Source organism: Flavobacterium cheongpyeongense, from assembly GCF_003202435.1.
Taxonomy (GTDB): Bacteria; Bacteroidota; Bacteroidia; order Flavobacteriales; family Flavobacteriaceae; genus Flavobacterium; species Flavobacterium cheongpyeongense.
Window position 1 is genome coordinate 206,403 of record NZ_QJHK01000002.1, and the last position, 19,864, is coordinate 226,266.

A 19,864-nucleotide genomic window follows, 5' to 3' on the forward strand; every position below is an offset into this window, starting at 1 on the left:
TTTATTTTAAGTCAGTATAAACTGTTTTCTGATTCTGATTTTGAGGTTTTATTTGGCTTCCGTCTTTTAATGAAGCTACACCTTCCAATACAATTTGATCGCCTGCCTTTAAGCCGCTTGTCACCACATAGTAATTGCCTGCTGTGTCATCCAGGACAGTAATATTGACATTTTTGGTTTTTCCGTCTTTTCCTACTGTTACTGCAAAAATCTTATCCTGAAGCTCAAATGTTGCACTCTGAGGAACAATAATTCCTTCTTTAATCACATTTGGAATTTGCACTGTTGTACTGCTTCCGCTTCTGATAATCCCTTTTGGATTCGAAAAACGAGCTCTGATGTTTACGGTACCCGTTTCTGTATTAATTAATCCGTTTACGGTTTCAATTCTTCCTTTTTCAGCGTATAATGAACCATCCGAAAGGAGTAATGAGACCTCAGGCATATTCTTGATTTTTTGTGCTAAAGTAATTCCGGGACTTTTACCTTGAGTGAGGTTTAAAAGCTTCTTTTCATTCAATGCAAAATAGGCGTAAACGTTTCCAATACTTGAAACTGTAGTTAAAGGATCGGTTGTGTTTGAGCTTACCAGACTTCCTAAACGAAACGGAACAGACCCCACAACCCCATTAACCGGACTGGTTACGGTTGTATATCCCAAATTGGTTTTTGCATTTACCAAAGCTGCATTTGCCTGCGCTAAAGTAGCCATTGCTGACTCGTAGTTATATTGTGCCGACTCTAAATCGTACTTACTTATAATTCCTTTTTCAACCAAAGGTTTTACTTTGTTAACTGCTAATTTTGCGGCACTAACAGAAGCCTGTGCACTTTTAATACTTGCTGATGCTGTTCGGACTTCTTGTTCATATTCCGGCGCACTAATCTTAAATAAAGGCTGCCCCGTTTTGACTACTGCACCTTCATCAACAAAAATCCTGTCGATATAACCTTCAACCCTTGGGCGGATTTCTATATTTTGCTGCCCCTGAATAGTTGCCGGAAAATCAGTATATAAGGTAGCTGATTTAGTTTCTAAAGTTAGTGTTTTATATTCCTTAACTTGTAACGCACCGCCGGCCTGAGCAGATTTATCATCTTTATTTCCGCATGAAACGATGATAAAAGACGCAGCAAAGATGCTTAAAAAAGATTGCTTGTTCATTTTGAAAAAGGTATAATTATAGATTATATTCGAACAAAATAAAGCAAATAAGCAAAACAAAATTTCCCAAATAGACGAGCAGCTAAGTACAATCGATAGAGATAACTTTACAGCCGATGGTTTTTTATGATTTATTAAACAAGTGTTTAAATTCGCCTCCGTCGGCTATAAAATGGTTTATAAAGCGTGTAATTCTATATTCGGCGATTGCTTTTTATTGGTATTTAAATAAAATGTAATATTGTCTTAAAATCATAAATTATGATAGCACCAAATTTTCTAAAACCCTATTTATTTGCCGGACTTCATATTCTGGGTTGGCTATTACTGGGGTTTGTTATGTTGTTTTATATCCCTTTGGCATGGAACGTCGTTCTTCCGGATGTTTTTTGGCTTTGGCAGGTGATCGTCCTGATATTATTAATTCTTTTATTTTATTCTAATGCCAAAATCATTGTTCCAAAAACTATTTTTAAAGACAACACCACACCTTTTTTAGTTTGGGCCTTTCTGGCGATTTTTGCCATGCAGCTTATTGCTTATTTTTTTTCTTCGCAAACTGGTGTACATACCAAAGTTAGCGAAGTCATAGGTTTTAAAAAATATAGAAATCCATATTTTGACAATTACGTCTTTATGCTCACATTATTGGTTTTAGGAATTAGTACCAGCTGGTCAATGCTACAATATTGGCAAAAAGCAGCACAACATAAGCAAAAACTGGAACAGGATAAAACAATGGCTGAGCTGGCTATGCTGAAAGCACAAATTAATCCGCATTTTTTCTTTAATTCCTTAAACAGCATCTATTCTCTTACCTATTATAATATCGAAGACTCCAGAAATGCACTGCATACTTTGAGCAGAATGATGCGCTATTTACTCTACAGCACCGAAGGTGAAAGAACAACATTACTCAAAGAAGTTGAATTCCTCAAAGATTTTATTGCCTTAATGAAACTTCGTGCCAACAGCAAGTTGAATATTATGACAAACATACCTGAAAAGCTAAACGATTACCCAATCGTACCAATGTTATTATTACCTTTAGTAGAAAATGCTTTTAAACATGGGGTACATGCTACTGAAAAAAGCGAAATTATCATAACCTTAAAACAATATGACGCCAATATGACATTCGAAGTACTCAATACTTTCTTCGAAAAAACATCCAATACAGAACCTGGCGGAATTGGTTTAACGAATACAAAACGCAGATTACAACTTATTTATCCTCAAAAACATATTATAAACTGTGGTATAAACAATAACGGAAAATATGAAGTTGAACTGCAGATAACTTTAGAGCAATGACAGTATTAAAATGTATAGCAGTAGATGATGAGCCATTGGCTTTAAAACTAGTCGAAACTTTTATCGAACAGACCCCTTTTCTGCAATTAAGCTGTAGTTGCGATAATGCAGTTGAAGCCTTAAGTTTAATTCGTGAAAAACAGCCTGATCTTGTTTTTTTGGATATAAACATGCCTAATCTCACCGGAATGGAACTGGCAAGACTCTTACAAGATCATCCCGTACCTATTCCGAAAATAATTTTCACAACTGCCTATAATCATTATGCAATTGAAGGTTATAAAGTAAATGCGGTTGATTATCTTTTGAAACCCTTTAGCTATGAAGAGTTTTTACGTGCAGCCAATAAAGTCCTGCAAATTAATGACGAAAGTTTAAATTCTTACCAATACGCTACAGGAGATGATGAGTTTTTTTTCTTAAAAGTTGAGTATCAATGGGTCCGGATTTCTTTAAAAGAGGTATCGTATATCGAAAGTTTAAAAGACTATGTAAAAGTTCATTTCGTAGATTCTGATAAAGCGATACTCTCGCTTATCTCTTTAAAAGCTTTGGAAGAAAAATTACCATCCACAAAATTTATGAGAATTCATCGTTCTTTCATTGTCTCTCTGGACAAAATAAATAGCATTAGCAAAAATTCTGTTTTCATTGGAAAAACTGAAATTACTGTAGGTGAACAATATAAAGAAGCATTTCGAACTATACTTGAAAAATGGCTTAAATAACTATAATACAACAACATGAAAAAAAGATCAAACAAATATTATCTCACATTAAGCTTAAAAGAATATGCAAATGGAGAAACAAAACCCGCCAAAGAACTTGGAATTGAATTTGAAAACCACGATGAAATTTTTAGCATCATCGAAAGAATAAAAGCTAAAAACTTATTTGATAGTGAATCCGAAGCGACTCAATTTGCACTAGGCTTAAAATTATTTGGAGAAATTAAATTAAAACATCGACATAATCCTCTTTTTGATGAAATAAATGAAGTATTTCCAGCCTTCATGAAAAAGCTGAAAAGTTTATAAACAAAACTTTTTTCAAGTTAACTATTTGATAACATTAAGGTTACTATAGATTTATATTTATTTTCTTAATTTGAATAAAACAAATAGTTATGAAATTCTTAAGCTTAAATTTCCTGATTTCATTTAAAGAATGGCTTTTTTTAAGAGCTATGCATTCTTCTTTCATTCATTAATTTTCACAATCAGGATAGTAAATTTGAATGAATAAATTAGAGAAGTCATTTTTAAATAAAGACCAGTTTGGTGAAGATTTTCTGTGGGGTGTTTCTACTGCAGCTTTTCAAACAGAAGGAGCCCATGACGCCGACGGAAAAGGACCTTCGATATGGGATGTTTTTACCCGTCAAAAAGGTAAAATAAAAAATGGTCATCATGCTATAAATGCATGCGATTTTTATAATTGCTATAAAGATGACATCCATTTGATAAAAGAACTGAATATTCCGAATTTCAGGTTTTCTATTAGCTGGTCGCGCATTATGCCCAGCGGTCTTCATCCTGTCAATCAGGCAGGAATAGCGTACTACAACAAAATAATCGATTTTTTACTGGAATGCAAAATCGAACCATGGGTTACACTTTACCACTGGGATTTACCACATGCTCTCGAAATTAAAGGAGGATGGACAAACAGAGAATGTACTTCCTGGTTTGCAGATTATACAGAAGTATGTGCACAGCATTTTGGAGATCGTGTAAAAAACTGGATGGTTATCAACGAGCCTTCTGTTTTTACAGGTGCTGGCTATTTTCTTGGGATTCATGCGCCGGGAAAAAAAGGCATAACGAATTATTTAAAAGCAATACACCATGTAACATTAGCTACGACCGCAGGGGCAAAAAAGCTACGACATAACATTCCTGAGGCCAATATTGGTACTACCTTTTCCTGCACACATATTGAACCATTCTCAGATAAACCTTCAGATATTCAGGCTGCTAAACGTGTTGATACGTTGTTGAACAGAACTTTTATAGAACCGATTTTGGGACTGGGATATCCTCAAAATGATTTGCCGGTTCTTAAAAAACTTAATAATTATATTCAGGGAGATGATCTTGACAATTTAGCTTTTGACTTTGATTTCATAGGGCTACAGTGTTACACCCGCGAAATAGTCAAATCGTCCTTACTTACTCCGTACATTGGGGCTGAATTAGTAAGCGCAGAAAAAAGAAATGTTATATCGACTGAAATGGGTTGGGAAATTTACCCTCCTGCCCTATACCACATATTACAAAAATTTAATTCTTATAGTGGAATTAAAAAGATTATAATTACCGAAAATGGTGCTGCATTTCCTGATAAAGTAGTAAATGGAAAAGTATATGACATTAAGCGAACACATTATATACAAGACCATTTAGAGCAATTATTTAAAGCAAAACAGGAAGGATGTAAAGCTGATGGCTATTTTGTCTGGAGCCTTACTGATAATTTTGAATGGGCCGAGGGTTACAATGCCCGGTTCGGATTAGTTTACATTGATTTTGAAACTCAAAAAAGAACTATCAAACAATCAGGAATCTGGTTTCGGGATTTTTTAGAAAAAAATAAAGAAATTTTATAACTCAGTATTTATATAATCCTTTTTTATGCCGCAATTTAACATACAGCATCTGTTTTTAAAACCCTAAAAACAAAAGAATTACACATCTTCAATTGAATTAATTCTGAATACTTAAATTTGACTTATCAGGATTTTTCCGGACGACTTTAAAATATTCGGAAGGTGATTTTCCAGTATGCTTTACGAAAGCCCTGAAACAAGTGCTCCTTGATTTAAAACCTGCTGCCCATGCCATACCTTCAAGAGACAGATCTTTCCACTCGGGATCGTTGACCTTTTCGTTAAAATATTCTATTCTTTTAAGATTTACAAAATCCTGAAAATGAAGATTAAATTCTGAGTTGATTAAATTAGAAAGATTATTTACTGATATACCGGTTTCATCAGACAGATCCCGAATTACAAAGTTTTTTTTTAAAAAAAGTTTTTTACGAGAAAAAACCGTATTGAGTTTCAATAAATATTCTTCTTTTTTTTCTTGTGAGATTTCTTTTATTAAGGGAAGCGAGCTTTCATTTTGAATAGTTTTTGTAATTTGTGAATTACCATCTATAAAATTAAAACTATCTAATGAATAATTTGAATCATTAAAAATTTGCGGTTTAAAATAAAGCCAGCCAACTGTAAAAATAAGTACTGATGATAGCAGGATATAACATGATAAATCTACTCCATCAATTTCACTAATTAAAAAGTGATGTACAAAAAGAGTTGAAAACAAAAATAATATTACCAAATTATAGACTCTTATCCAGCCTAATAACTTTATTCTGCACAGCTTATTTTCTTCAATTTTTTTGGGATCATAATTTAAAAGCATCATCGTTTGGCAAAAAGCATAAAATAACCAAATCGTGAGGCTCAGCATTGAAAATGGGCTATCTGTTTTATCTGAAGGAAAGTCGATAAACCTGAAGTCAAAATAACTACCAATCCAGACAAAAATTGTCAAACTAAAATATATTGAAAAAGGCAAAAAATGTAGCCAGTCATATTTTTTTAATGTTTTATCTGAAAACAAAACACTTCGTATATACAAAAAGGCCGAAGGAGCTACTAAAAACAGGAAAGATTTAGCAAGTATAAATAAACTGGGTAAATTTTTAAAACTAATAGCCGATAAATAAAAACTATATATACTAACTACAGCCAGACTCAACAAAAATAATCCCAGAAAAAAACTTTTTGAATAATTATTTCTCGAAAAAAGGACTATAAATGAAGTTGCAAACCCAAGTATTATAGCTAAAAAAAAGAAAAGTGAAAGTAGAATATCCATCATAATAACTTAATCCGTATTAATACATTCCTATATGTCTTTTTGAGTTCAATTAAAAAGAATTGATTTATTAAGCCATTGAAAAGTATACTTAGCCTTAATCCAAGTTTTGTAAACTTTTTTACTATTCCAGGAGGAAAAGGTATCACGGTCGTCATACCACCGATCACCAATATCTACATGCACAATCTTTCTTTTAATAGGCATTTGTGTTATTGTTTAAATTGGTAATTAATTTAGTATTAACGTTGATGTATTAAAATTCCACATGAACAAAAAGGCAATATATACCTATATACCAATACATTAACAAACCAAAGATAAATTATTTTATTTTAACAACATATGAAAAAAGATTAAATTTCTTACTTATTCAACTATAATAGGCTTAAATTATACCTACAAGGTCGAAAAGACCTTGCAGGATTAGTGAAATGATGATTTTGTAGTCAATAGAGCCTAATAAAATTAGCTTGTATTTATATCAGAGTTATTCCAGAGAATATCGAACTTTTAAATGAATTATATAAGGTATAACTTAAACCAAAAACCTACTTCTTAGAAATAACTAATGTTCCCGGATTTAAACTATTGGCTGAAGCAGATAAAACAACTTCATTAGCATTTCCATCTTTTTGAACAATGATTTGAGCAAATCCGTTAAACAGTTTTCTTTTCCATGATTCTGCAGGCGTTATCACCTGAATGATTCCAGGATCTGTATTCATTACATCCCAGTCTTTGTTTTTTTGCAAAGGCGTTGCAATAATCTGAATCGTATTTGTTCCCTGATTTAAAACGTTGCTGTTCAAAACATACTTTTGATTATCTTCTGTACTTGGAACAACTTTATTTCCGTTTACAAAAACTACTGTTTCTGTGCCTATTTTTTTGTGAAAAAAGTTAACTGTATTTGTTTTCAGATTGTTTTTTAATTCAAATTTACCACGATAAACATACGCCGGAGCCTGGTTTTTATAATCACGGTCTTTAAAAGCTTCCTTCCAGCTATTATCTCCTTCAGAAGGTATCCGGTCTGTATTCGCAGAGGCTAATTTCTTCTCTTCAAAATTTGTAATCGAAACAAGATCTACATTATCAATAAATTGATCATTTTCTAAAGATGTCGGATTACCATTCCCTACACCCAGAATCTTTCCTCCTTTTGCAGAAAATGTTATTTCATGATTGGAAGTTGGCACATACAATCCTTTTTTGTCTGTGGTTGCAACAGTTACCACCACAACATTTCCGTTTGAAGCATTTTCCTTATCTGCAGTAAGTTCTATCTTTTCAGCAATTCCAGTTGTTTTTTTGGTTTCTGTAAGCACCTTTTTACCACTTTTATATCCAATTGCTTCTAATGTTCCCGGAATATATTTAACTTTCCATTCTAAATGGCTGTTTAATTCCATTTTCTTTTTTCCCAGGCTTTTTTTGTTTAGAAAAAGTTCGACTTCATCACAATTTGAATGTACCCAAACATCAATTTCTTTGCCTTCCATTCCTGCCCAGTTCCAGTGAGGCATAATATGTAAAACCGGTTCTTTTCCCCACCAAGATTTCAAATAATAAACATTGTCTTTTGGAAAACCGCAAACATCCATCATTCCAAAATATGACGTAACCGATGGCCATCCATAAGGTGTTGGTTCTCCTCGATAATCAAAGCCAGTCCAGATAAACATTCCTGCCAGATAAGGTCTTTCGGCATAAAATTTCCAGCCTTCCTCAATGCTGTAAAAAGACGGGCGTGGTTTTTTGTCGTAAGCACTTTGGTAATGTTTGTCATCATCAGTAAAATAAATGCCTCGTGTGGCAAAGGTAGAACCTTCTTCTGTACCCATTCCAGGCTGTTGTCTGAATTCATTTCTGTGAGCATCTATGTCTCCGTTCCCCATATAATTATACCCCATAATTTCGACTACAGAAGATATCCCGGTTTTAAAACCACTACTGATTCCTACGGTAACTGGTCTTGTAGGGTCAATACTTTTCGCAAATCCCTGCATGACATTTGTAATTCGTTCGCCCACGATTCCGCCTTCAATATTCCACTCTTCATTCCCTACCGACCAGCAAAAAACACTTGGATGATTATAGTCACGTTCTATCATTCGTTTCAAATTATTCAGATGATAATCATTAACTCCCATCAAACGGGTTTCGTCTATAACCAGCATGCCCAACTCATCACAAACTTTAAGTAATTCCGGTGTTGGCGGATGATGTGAACAACGATAAGCATTCGAACCCATTTCTTTCAGCTTTTTAATTCTGTAGTATTGTAATTCGTCAGGCAGGGCTGTTCCTATTCCGGCGTGATCCTGATGATTGTTTGTCCCTTTTAGTTTTATCGGTTTTCCGTTAAGGAATAAACCTTTTTCAGCATCAAATTTTATAGTTCTGATTCCGAAAGTCGTTTCAAAACGGTCAATTGGTTTTCTCTCCTGTTTAATTAGTGTTACCAAACGATATAAATTTGGATTTTCAAGATCCCATAATAATGGATTATTGACTTTAAATTTTGAAGTATAATGGGCTGTTTTATAAAAATCAGGAGCAGTAATATTTTCAGAAACTGTTGCAATTTGTTTTCCTTCGGTATCTAAAATGCTTTGAATAACTTCGATTTCTCCTTTGTAATTTCCTTTATTTTCGATTGTAACCCGAGCTGTAACTTCTGCATTTTTATTTTGAATTTCTGAAGTTATATAAGTTCCGTTTACTGCAACATGAATCGGATTTGTTTTCTGTAAATAAACATGTCTGTAAATACCGGCTCCTTCATAAAACCAGCCTTCTTCCATCGAAGCATCAACACGAACTACAATCGTGTTTTCTCCTCCGTAATTTACATAAGCTGTGACATCGTATTCAAATCCATTATAACCGCTTTCTTCAGTTCCGAGGAAATAACCATTAAAAAACACCTTAGAATTTCTAAAAACACCATCAAATTTCAAAGAGATCATTCGCCCTTTATCAGCCTCCGGAATAGTGATTTTTTTTCGGTACCAGCCAATACTTTTTTCAGGAAAGCCCTTTCCGGCTGTTTTAAATCCGTGGCTAAAACTTCCTTTTTCACTAAAAGGCTGTTCTACTGCCCAATCATGAGGCAAATCTAATTTTCTCCAGGCACGATCATCAAAATTCTGAGCGGCAGGACCATCACCAAATCCGGTTTTCGTCAGATAGGAGAAATAGCTTGTTGCATGGTTAAAATCTTTCTGGGTATCATACAAATGACCAAATGAAAAACGCCAGTCTTTATCAATTAAAGTCAAATCTCTTTCAGACTGATTTTGTGCTGAAATATAAAAGGATATAAAAAAAATAAAACAGAGAAAAAATCGATTAAGAGTAATAGATTTCATAAATAATTCCGGTTAATTTGATAGTTATTTAAAGGTGATAAATATACCCTTTTTACATCACCAGAATTAATAGTATTTTATCAAAGTCTAAATCAATTTTAGTGATTAAATGCTGAATTGTAAATTCACTTTTTCTTCTTTTAAATATTCTTATGAAAAAACGATTGCCCTAGCCCCGATAGCAGTGAAAATCCTTTTGTGGCGGGGTTCGCCATAAAAGATTGAAACGGATAGCGGGATTAGCTTCTTTAAAAAAATCATCATCTGTACAATTTGTCATTTCGACCAAAAGAAGAAATCTCACTAGAAACTCTGTACAGAAAATTATTTCTTAACCAATGAAACATCATCGATCTGGCAAGAAGCATTTGCAGTACCATCAGCAAGGAAACCAATCTCAACTTTTCCTTCGTTAACAGCTATGTTTTTTATGATTATGGTTTTCCATGATGCATTTTCTTCTTTTATATTATATGAAAGTTTTATGCCATTACTTACAGCATACATTTCTAAGTTGGTAAAACCTTTGGTGTTCTTTGCTTTGGCAGTAAGCGTATACGATCCATCTTCGAGTTTTACATAAGGTGAAGAAACGATGGTTTGAAACGTTTTTCTCTTAAAATTAACCTTGTCATTAATATTTAAGCTTTTTTCGCCTATTACGATCTTCCTGTCATTTTCAGTATTGAAATAATTGATTACCGGAGAAGTTAAAGTATCCAACCCGATTTTATTTCCTTCAATAACCTCATTCGTCCAGCCCGTTAATTCTGTTTGTACAGGTTTAACAGGACTCGGAATATGCCTGCGATCGGCTTCGAAACTGCCATTTTTAACGTAATCATTGTCTTTGGCTACTTTCCACTCACCAGTTTTGGCGTTAATATTCCAGGAGTTCAGCGAGTTAAAATAAGGCGTTTGTCCATCAAAGGAGATTGGACACCATTGGTTATAGCCTAATCCGTTTCCTGCAAAATCTGCCCATCGGTCACCACAATACACAATTGTTTCCTGCTTACTTCCTTTTACAGAAAAGAAAAAACCAGTCTGTGATACGTGTGCGAAATCCTCAGAAACTCCATTTGTAACCAGCATTTCATTAATAGGAAGATAAGGTCCCTTTATATCATCGGCAACTAAATAATAGGCAAGTGAAGCATCCCAGCCATAAATATTAGAGGCAAACATATAATATTTGTTTTGGTATTTGAACATGCAGTTTCCCTCACGGCTTTCACCCTTAAAAACCTGCGTACAGTCTAATAAGTTTACTTTTCCTTCTATGATACCAATTTCTGAAACATAAATCTTATTTCTTCCTTTCCCATAAGAATAGATTAGGTAAGATTTCCCGGTATCCTCATCCGTAAATACAGTTTGATCGCCGGTATTACTGGTTCCAATCATTTTTTCCATATTGATTTTCTGATGCCAGCTAAATTGCCCTGTTGGAGAATCAGATAGCGTAATCAATACTTCACTTCCATGCTGAACAAACATGGCATATTTATTCAGTTCTTTCATATAAGCGACTCCTAAACGGCCAACCCAGGTTTTTCCTGACTTATTTGCTTCTTCTTTGGTTACTACATCTCCTTCAAAAGTCCAATTCACTAAATCTGTAGAACTATAACAGGTAACCGATTTAAAAGTAGCATTGGGTAAAGTAATATGTGGAGCATTTCTATACATATTCGCTTCTTCATACTGAACACCATACCAATAATATTTTTGCACTCCATTAACCGGCTTTGAAAATTTAAAAATACCTCCACCCTGACTATTTAATGGCTGTCCGTCTTTTGTATTCCAAAAAACGTCATTTTTGATATTGTGTTTCTGTGAGCAAACTGTATTGATTATGCTGATGCAAAAAATAGATGCCAATAGTAAAGCCGAGTGATTTTTATTAATTTCCATTTTCTCTTTTTTTAATTAAAATACCTTAATATAAATAAGTCATATAAGTCCATCTAAAATTAAATGTCCCTATATGACTTATTTTTACTTTATCAATAACTTGATAAAAACTAAATTAAACAACTATAAATGTTGAAGTTATACTTATAATATACAATTTACAACGATCGAATAATACCTTCCTCAAGACCTCTTAATTCTGCCAGACCTCTTAATCTTCCAATAGCCGAATAACCAGGATTATTTACTTTTCCTAAATCATCTAACATTTGGTGTCCGTGATCCGGTCTGAACGGAATTGAAATATTGCTGTTTTTTTGAATCAGCAACAACTCTTTTACTACTGCATACATGTCTACGTTTCCATCTAAGTGATCTGCTTCGAAAAAATTACCTTCTTCGTCCCTGCGGACATTTCTCAGGTGAATAAAATGTATTTTATCGCCTAAAGCTTTTGCTATTTCAGGTAAATCATTCTTTTCTGATGCTCCAAGAGAACCTGTACAAAAACAAATTCCGTTTGATTTATAAGGTGCTTTTGAAAGGATAAAATCATAATCTTCCATTGAATTTACAATGCGCGGCAATCCCAAAATATCAAAAGGAGGATCATCCGGGTGAATGGCTAATTTTACTCCAACTTCATCAGCAACAGGGCAAATTTCATTTAAAAAGTAACTCAGGTTTTCTCTTAAAATTGCTCTGTCAATGTTTTTATAAGGTTTTAACTTTGCCTGCATATCGGCAACGGCCATCTTTTTTTCTCCGGGGATTCCAAACATCACCACATCTGAAAGTGCCTGTAATTGTTCTTCGTTTAACGAATTAAAACGTTCTTTTGCCTTCACAGCGATATTTTCAGGGAAACTGTTTTCTGCATTTTCTCTTTTTAAGATATAGATATCAAAAACTGCCAAATCCACCCAGTTAAAATATAAGGCTTCTGAACCGTCAGGCATTTTATAATCTAACTGTGTTCTTGTCCAGTCATTAACCGGCATGAAATTATAGGTAATAATTTTAATACCACAAGCTGCAACATTACGAATGCTTTCTTTGTATTTTTCGATATATAGCTGATAATCGCCTGTTCTGGTTTTAATATCTTCGTGAACTGTAATACTTTCTACCACATCCCATGTCAGACCGTATGCTTCAACTTCTGCTTTTCTCTTTTTGATTTCTTCAATAGTCCATACGTCACCATGGGGTACATGGTGCAAGGCTGTTACAATTCCGGTAGCACCCGTTTGCTTGATATGTTGTAAACTTACCGGATCATTTGGACCGAACCATCTCCAGGTTTGTGTCATTCTGTTCATAATTGTCTTCTTAAATTATACTCCGCTAAAGATTGTAAACCCGCCATCGATGGTCACTTTTGAACCTGTAGCAAACTTCGAGGCATCGCTAAGCAGCCAAATCAAAGCTCCTATTAATTCATCAGGATTTCCAAAACGTTTGTAAGGGGTATTTGCTATGATTAAATTTCCTCTTTCAGTTAAACTTCCGTCAGGATTTGTCAATAGCGTTCGGTTCTGTTCTGTCAAAAAGAATCCGGGAACAATAGAATTCATTCTGATTTTATCACCGTATCGTTTTGCCAGTTCAACAGAAAACCATTTAGTATAAGAATCAATTGCAGATTTTGCCAGACTGTATCCCAAAACTTTTGTAATAGCCTGCTCTGTTGCTACAGATGAGATGTTTACAATGCTTCCTACACCATCACTGTTTTTGATTACTTCACCAAAAATCTGTGTAGGCAAAAGTGTTCCGAATAAATTCAGATTCATCACTTTTTGCAAAGCATCCATATTCAGTTTAAAAATATCCTGATCTGACTGGATTACAGCTTCCGGTATATTTCCACCGGCAGCATTTACCAAGCCATCAATTTTTCCGTATTTAGATAGAACAAGGTCACGGGCTTTTATTAAATCACTTTCAATGGTCACATCAGCGATTAACGCTATTGCCTCTCCTCCGTTTTTGACAATTAACTCAGCTCTTTCATTGGCCACTTTTTCGTTTCTTCCCAAAACACCTACGATACCCCCTGCAGCAGCGATACCATTAATAAAAGCTTCACCTAATACTCCGGTTGCTCCGGTAACAATTATTACTTTTCCGTTTAATGCAAAATCTGTTTTCAATTTTTTTTCTTTTAGTTTTTTTAATCCAGTAAAAATACAATTAATCCTCTTGCGCCGTGTGCGCCCAACACTAAAGATTGTTCGATATCTGCTGTTTTTGATGGTCCTGCAATAAAAGTCCCAAAACCATACTCAAGATTTCCAATTTTTTTATAAGCAAGCTGCATTGTTGCCAAAATATCACTTTTTTTAATAATGATAGCTAAATATTGCGCTATAAATGGAGCTACTCGCTGCCCCAATATGTCATCCGTTACCCAGATAGCACTATTCTCAGCAACACCAAAATGTCCGCTTATAATAGCTAGTTCAACATCCTGAAGTGTATGTGGATCATCATTTTTCCAATTCAAAGAAGCCACCTCAGAAAGTTCAGGAATAGTGGTGATAATTCTCCTGTCAGGTGAATAATTGTTTCGGATAAAATCTAAAATATCCTGATAACCTGCAACTTCAACAGTTTCTCCCCCTATGCCTTTCAAAACGGTCTTATACGTTTCCAAAACATTAGGGTTGTCCGAATTTAAAAGCTCTAAATCCGGTAAATCCGTAGTGTTCTGTGGTTGGTTTTGTTTTATTTTTTTTAAAATTTCAGCCTTGCTATTCATTATCCTTTGCTTTAGATTCTCGTGAATTTTTCTTGTACCATTCTCTGAAAGACTCTTCAGGAACAGCCGGCATTTCACGCTGGTCGAACCACTTGTTCATCTTATTATTAACCAACGCAGGAATATTTTTCATTACAAACCTACCCGATTTTCCTGCAATACTAAAAATTGTTGGATTGGCTAAAACCGTCGCCATCGTTTTCATTGCCATTGTTTTGGCTGTAGGTGTATGACCTTCTTTAACCAATACCTGACGCCACTTATACAATTGATCGTGAATATCAATTTTTACAGGACAGACGTTAGTACAGGAACCACAAAGTGTACTGGCAAAAGGCAGATCGGCATTTTTACTCATATCTAAATTAGGAGCCAAAATAGAACCAATTGGTCCTGCTACTGCATTATGATAGCTATGTCCTCCACTTCGTCTGTAAACAGGGCAAGTGTTCATACAAGCTCCGCAACGGATACATTTTAATGAATTTCTGAAATCTTCCCTTCCTAATTGTGTGCTTCTGCCATTATCTACAATCACAATATGCATTTCCTGTCCGTTTCTAGGTTTTTTAAAGTGACTTGAAAAAGTGGTAATTGGCTGTCCGGTAGCGCTTCTCGCTAATAATCTAAGGAAAACGCCTAAATGTTTACGTTGCGGAATCAGTTTCTCGAATCCCATACAGGCAATGTGTACATCAGCAAGATGCGCCCCCATATCAGCATTTCCTTCATTCGTACAAACTACAAATTCTCCTGTTTCTGCAACAGCAAAATTAACTCCTGTCAACGCTACTTTTCTGGTTAAGAATGTGTTTCGTAAACTTTGGCGTGCTGATTCCGTTAAATATTGCGGATCGAAATTCCCTTTTTCGGTTCCTAAATGCTCATGGAAAGTTTCACTTACATCTTCTTTTTTAAGGTGAATAGCCGGCAAAACAATATGGCTTGGCGGTTCTTTACGAAGCTGTACGATATATTCTCCCAAATCAGAATCAATAACTTCTATACCTTTGTCTGCTAAATAATCATTCAGATGGCATTCTTCTGTAAGCATGGATTTGGATTTCACCATTTGCTTAACATTATTCTTCACCATGATAGCATGTACTATTTCATTGTGTTCTTTGGCGTCAGCAGCCCAATGTACGGTTATTCCGTTTTTTTGAGCGTTTGCTTCAAATTCTACTAAATAGTCGTGAATATTGGAGAGAACATTATTTTTAATTTGTGAAGCCGTTTCCCTGAGCAATTCCCAATCCGGAATTTGATGCGCAGACTTGTCGCGTTTTTCACGGACAAACCAAAGCGTTTCATCGTGCCAGTTTACACGTTCAATGTCTTTATTGAAAATTGTTGAAGCTTCGCTATGTGATATTATTTTTTCTGAGGACATTTTTATATTTTTTTGAAAACAATCAATTAGTGATTAGTAAATAGTTATTAGTAATTAGTTCTAAAAAGTACATCCTAAATAACCCAAATGTTGTAATTAAAATAACTTCCTTTTTTATTAAATCAATAGACTAATCACTCTTCACTAATTACTATTCGCTAAATTTAATTTCTACGAATTCAATATTTCAGCAATATGAATGGTTTTTACTGGACTGTTTTGTCTTCTCAGAATTCCTTCCAGATGCATTAAACAGGACATGTCACCTCCGGTAATATAATCAACATTATTTTTCTCATGATCTTTGATACGGTCTTGTCCCATTTTTACGGAAACAGCTTCTTCGGTAACGCAAAAAGTTCCTCCAAAACCACAGCATTCGTCTTTTCTTCTTAATGAAACCAAATCCAGCCCTTTAATATTGCTTAATAATTGTTCCGGTTTAGAAAAAAAAGGTGCGTTTAATTCTGTCATTTGTGAAAGCTTAAGCCCGCGTTGTCCGTGGCAGCTTACGTGCATTCCTACTTTGTACGGAAAATTCCCTTCTATAGAATCAACTTTTAGAATATCAGTAATAAACTCTGTTAATTCATAAACCTTTTTACGCATTTCTGAAGCCAGTTTTTCCTGCTTTTCATCATGCAAATGATCTTTTACATGCAGAACGCAACTTCCGGAAGGGCAAACGATATAATCAAATTCTGAAAAATTGGCTATAAAGTTAGCGTCACAGCCTTTTGTCAGATATTCATAGCCGCTGTTTGCCATAGGCTGCCCGCAACAGGTTTGTTTCATTGGAAAATGAACATCACAACCTAATTTTAATAATAATTCGTAGGTTGCAATACCTACTTTGGGGTAAAACTGGTCGACGTAGCATGGTATAAAAAGTCCAATTTTCATATTCTGGGTAATTATTTTTAATATTTTTTGACGCAGATTTTGGAACAATTTAAGCAGATTTTTATAATTAATTATCTAAAAAAAAAATCTGCTTAAATCTGCGTGAAATATTTCTTTTAAATCCTTTATTCTGTGACTCTATAATCTTAATGTTTATAAAACTTCAAATCAATTAAATCATTCTGAATAGGCTTTGGATTCCAGTTTTGATGAATCGCCAATGCAGCACCCAATGCACTTGCCTGCGCCATTGAAGCGGCATACACCTCTACATCCGGAAATGCTTCGGCCAGTAAATTCATGAAAATTGAATTTTTACTAAAACCTCCATCTACAAAAATTTTCTTTACAGGGCTGTTATGAATCACTAAATTAGTTGAAAAAACCTGTTGTTCAACGAGATCAAGCATTAATTGATGATATCCGATTTCGTAAGTTTTAAATACCGAAAGGTCTCTTTTTTGAAACGGACATTCTTTCAGTATATCATAATCGTATTTCTTAGGATAAACAATTTGGAAATTTACCGCTCTTAAATTTGATACAATTTTTTTATCAAAATAAACTTCTTTAAAAGTATCAAAAGGTACTTTAAAATGTTCTGCAAGTCTTTTGGCCTGAATTTCATGTTCATTACCGGAGAACAAACGAGCTGCCTTTACTGGTTTTTCTGTGTATTGCATGTAGCACAAACAGTCATTTTTAAGCTCTTCAAACGTCAAAGGTTTATTGTTAAAAGGATTCAGAGAAATACTCCATGTTCCGGTTGACAATAAAACGAAAGGCTCCGTAAAATTGATGGTATAAGGAATAATTGCTGATGAACTGTCATGTAAGCCAATTCCTATTGACAGATCATTTTCTTTTTTAATAACATCACTTCCGGGATGAATTGGTGGAAGCTTTTCTTTAATAGCTTCGTTTTTCAGCCATTTGTGGTACTTCATCTTTTTAAAGTTCCAAAGATTCGTATGGCATCCGATGCTGGTAATGTCTGTATAAGCTTCACCGGTTAGAAGAAAGCTTAAATATTGCGGTAAATGCAGGCAAAATTTAACTTTGTCGAATAATTCCGAATTTTCTTCTTTAAGCCTGTAAATCTGCATTCCGGAATTCAGGCTTCCTAAAACAGGAGAAGCTGTTTTTACTGCAAAAACTTCTTCACCTTTGTATTTTTTGTAAAAACCATTTTTCAGTTCTTCGGGATAGTCTTTCAGATAATTGTATAAAGGAGTCAAAGCATTGCCATCTGCATCAATATAAACAAAACTAGCTCCATAAGTGCTGAAATTGATAGCCTTCAGAACATAGTTATTTAGTTCTTTTATTTCTGATAATCGTTCGAGAATCCAGCACTTTAATACATCAATATCTTCGCAGGGAAAACCGTCTTCATCAACAGTTTCGTCCAGATTTACTGATTTTTCCCAAACGATTTTATAATTTTCATCAAATAAAAATACCTTTTTGTTGGTTTTACCAATATCAAAAATTGCAACTACGTTCATTAGTTAATTATGAGTTATGAATTATGAGTAATGAGTTATAAATTATGAATTAAAGAGTTATGATTTTCGTCCGAAGACTTCAATAGTATTGAGCTAAGTTTTTTGTTTTTTATATGCAACGATAAATATCAACAACAATAGTTTGTTAACTTATAACTCATAACTCATAATTACAAGCCTGTAGCCATAGTTTTTAATCCTCTTTCCCCAATTAGATTTCCTCTAACGTCAAGACTACGGTACAAATCAACCGGGTTTAACGCTGCTCCTGAACGTAAACGTGCCTCTGCAACCAATGCACGGACGTCTGTACGGAAAGCATTTTGAAGAATTTCCTGTGCTTTCACCACATCATTTTCTTCCTGAGCGATTTCTAATGCTTTTCTGTCTACAGAAAGTGCCTGAGCATAAGCAATCATAATTGCTTCAACTGACTGTAATAAATCTTCTAATGGATCTTTAATATTGTGGGAAGCATCAATCATCCAGCCTAAATCTTTAGCATGATTCATTCCACGGGCGTCCATACCCTCAACCAGTTCATTGAAAATCAAAAATAATTGGTATGGTTTTAAAGCCCCTGCAGTTAAATCATCATCTCCGTATTTTGAATCATTAAAATGAAAACCTCCCAATTTATTTTCCATCAACAATAAAGAAACGATTTGCTCAATATTGGCGTTTGGTAAATGGTGACCCAAATCAACCAATGTCTGCGCTTTATCGCCTAATTTTTTTACATAAGAATAAGATTGTCCCCAATCTGCAACTGTAGTTGAATAGAAGTTTGGTTCAGCACATTTGTATTCTAAAAATAATTTCCAGTTAGAAGGCAATGCATCGTAGATTTCTTCCAGACTTTCTAATGTATTTTGGTATGCTTTTCTAAAATTTAATTGTCCAGGGAAAGAAGATCCATCAGCTAACCAAACCGTTAACGATTCAGAACCTAAAGCAATTCCCTGCTGGATCACTTCGATATTATGGGCAATAGCCTGTTTACGAACAGCTTTGTTTACATTTTGTAATGACCCAAATTTATAAGTTTGTTCTGCATTTGCCTGATCCTGAAAAGTATTTGAGTTAACAGCATCAAATTTCAGGTTATGCTGTGCAGCTAAGTTTTTAATAGCGGCATGATCTGTTGGGATATCCCACGGAATGTGTAAAGAAATGGCACCAGAAGCATTGTTTAAAGCGTGAAGCAAACCTACATCTTCAATTTTTTCTTCGATAGAACGAGGTTCTCCTCCACCTGGAAAACGTCCGAATCTTGTTCCTCCTGTTCCTAAAGCCCATGATGGAATTGCAATTTGAAAATCGATTAGTTTTTGAATAATCGATTCGGTTTCGGCAATTTCGGAAGCTGTATAAACTAATTTATTCTGATGTTTTTTTAATAAACCATCATTATGAGATGCGATAGTGTTTGATTGGATTATCATACTTATTTTTTTATTAAGGTCGGTCTACAATATAGGACTATTTCTACAAAGTAAAACCTTGATTTATGTTACTTTTTTATACTTATTTTTTTATTTTATGTGTTTAGGAAATTTATTTATAAAATCAGGAATGTCATAAAAAATCTAACGTCCGACAGAATCGAACGTTAGAAAACAAAAACCACTTT

The 19,864-nt window shown here is 34.3% G+C and carries 15 protein-coding genes; 4 read left to right on the forward strand and 11 right to left on the reverse strand.

All coding sequences use genetic code 11. From position 1 onward, the window contains the following. Window position 1: 1 nt before the first annotated feature. Complete coding sequence (locus DMB65_RS02950; protein ID WP_110305179.1) at window positions 2-1,165, reverse strand: efflux RND transporter periplasmic adaptor subunit; 1,164 nt, start codon at window positions 1,163-1,165, stop codon at window positions 2-4. A 261-nt stretch (window positions 1,166-1,426) separates the two neighbouring features. Here DMB65_RS02950 and DMB65_RS02955 point away from each other — a divergent pair, with 261 nt between their 5' ends. The 4 genes from DMB65_RS02955 (at window position 1,427) to DMB65_RS02970 (ending at window position 5,087) form a co-directional block, all read left to right on the forward strand. Beyond that, the gene (locus DMB65_RS02955) at window positions 1,427-2,479 is read left to right on the forward strand and encodes a sensor histidine kinase (RefSeq protein ID WP_230470586.1); all 1,053 of its coding nucleotides are present in this window, start codon (window positions 1,427-1,429) and stop codon (window positions 2,477-2,479) included. Then, window positions 2,476-3,207 carry a LytR/AlgR family response regulator transcription factor gene (locus tag DMB65_RS02960; protein WP_110305180.1) on the forward strand — a complete coding sequence of 244 codons (732 nt, stop codon included), beginning with the start codon at window positions 2,476-2,478 and terminating at the stop codon, window positions 3,205-3,207. Before DMB65_RS02955 ends, DMB65_RS02960 begins: the two co-directional genes overlap by 4 nt. Window positions 3,208-3,222: 15 nt before the next feature. Continuing rightward, entirely contained in the window at window positions 3,223-3,516 is a 294-nt protein-coding gene (locus DMB65_RS02965) for a DUF3861 domain-containing protein (RefSeq protein ID WP_110305181.1), read from the forward strand. A gap of 200 nt (window positions 3,517-3,716) precedes the next feature. Beyond that, window positions 3,717-5,087, forward strand: coding sequence for a GH1 family beta-glucosidase (locus tag DMB65_RS02970; RefSeq protein WP_110305182.1), 1,371 nt, complete (start codon window positions 3,717-3,719; stop codon window positions 5,085-5,087). A 97-nt stretch (window positions 5,088-5,184) separates the two neighbouring features. Here DMB65_RS02970 and DMB65_RS02975 read toward each other — a convergent pair whose 3' ends face one another. The 10 genes from DMB65_RS02975 to DMB65_RS03020 all read right to left on the reverse strand — a co-directional run bounded on the left by DMB65_RS02975 (window position 5,185) and on the right by DMB65_RS03020 (window position 19,676). Further along, window positions 5,185-6,039, reverse strand: coding sequence for a helix-turn-helix domain-containing protein (locus DMB65_RS02975; protein WP_230470587.1), 855 nt, complete (start codon window positions 6,037-6,039; stop codon window positions 5,185-5,187). An 878-nt stretch (window positions 6,040-6,917) separates the two neighbouring features. Further along, on the reverse strand, window positions 6,918-9,743 hold the full coding sequence (gene galA / locus DMB65_RS02980) for a beta-galactosidase GalA (RefSeq protein WP_110305184.1): 2,826 nt from the start codon (window positions 9,741-9,743) through the stop codon (window positions 6,918-6,920). A gap of 324 nt (window positions 9,744-10,067) precedes the next feature. Then, on the reverse strand, window positions 10,068-11,663 hold the full coding sequence (locus DMB65_RS02985) for a family 43 glycosylhydrolase (RefSeq protein ID WP_110305185.1): 1,596 nt from the start codon (window positions 11,661-11,663) through the stop codon (window positions 10,068-10,070). Window positions 11,664-11,821: 158 nt separating this feature from the next. Beyond that, window positions 11,822-12,976, reverse strand: a complete 1,155-nt coding sequence (gene uxuA, locus DMB65_RS02990; RefSeq protein WP_230470597.1) for a mannonate dehydratase — start codon at window positions 12,974-12,976, stop codon at window positions 11,822-11,824. A 24-nt stretch (window positions 12,977-13,000) separates the two neighbouring features. Further along, window positions 13,001-13,819, reverse strand: a complete 819-nt coding sequence (locus DMB65_RS02995) for an SDR family oxidoreductase (protein WP_110305187.1) — start codon at window positions 13,817-13,819, stop codon at window positions 13,001-13,003. Window positions 13,820-13,839: 20 nt separating this feature from the next. Further along, window positions 13,840-14,427, reverse strand: coding sequence for a LutC/YkgG family protein (locus DMB65_RS03000; protein ID WP_110305188.1), 588 nt, complete (start codon window positions 14,425-14,427; stop codon window positions 13,840-13,842). Continuing rightward, a complete protein-coding gene (locus DMB65_RS03005; protein WP_110305189.1) occupies window positions 14,420-15,820 on the reverse strand; it encodes a lactate utilization protein B in 1,401 nt (466 codons plus the stop codon). Before DMB65_RS03005 ends, DMB65_RS03000 begins: the two co-directional genes overlap by 8 nt. Before the next feature lie 171 nt (window positions 15,821-15,991). Further along, on the reverse strand, window positions 15,992-16,723 hold the full coding sequence (locus DMB65_RS03010) for a (Fe-S)-binding protein (protein ID WP_110305190.1): 732 nt from the start codon (window positions 16,721-16,723) through the stop codon (window positions 15,992-15,994). A 146-nt stretch (window positions 16,724-16,869) separates the two neighbouring features. After that, window positions 16,870-18,231 (reverse strand): FGGY-family carbohydrate kinase, encoded by a 1,362-nt coding sequence (locus tag DMB65_RS03015; protein WP_110305191.1) that lies wholly within the window; start codon window positions 18,229-18,231, stop codon window positions 16,870-16,872. 170 nt (window positions 18,232-18,401) lie between these two features. Continuing rightward, the gene (locus DMB65_RS03020) at window positions 18,402-19,676 is read right to left on the reverse strand and encodes a TIM barrel protein (RefSeq protein ID WP_110305192.1); all 1,275 of its coding nucleotides are present in this window, start codon (window positions 19,674-19,676) and stop codon (window positions 18,402-18,404) included. Between the last annotated feature and the right edge of the window lie 188 nt (window positions 19,677-19,864).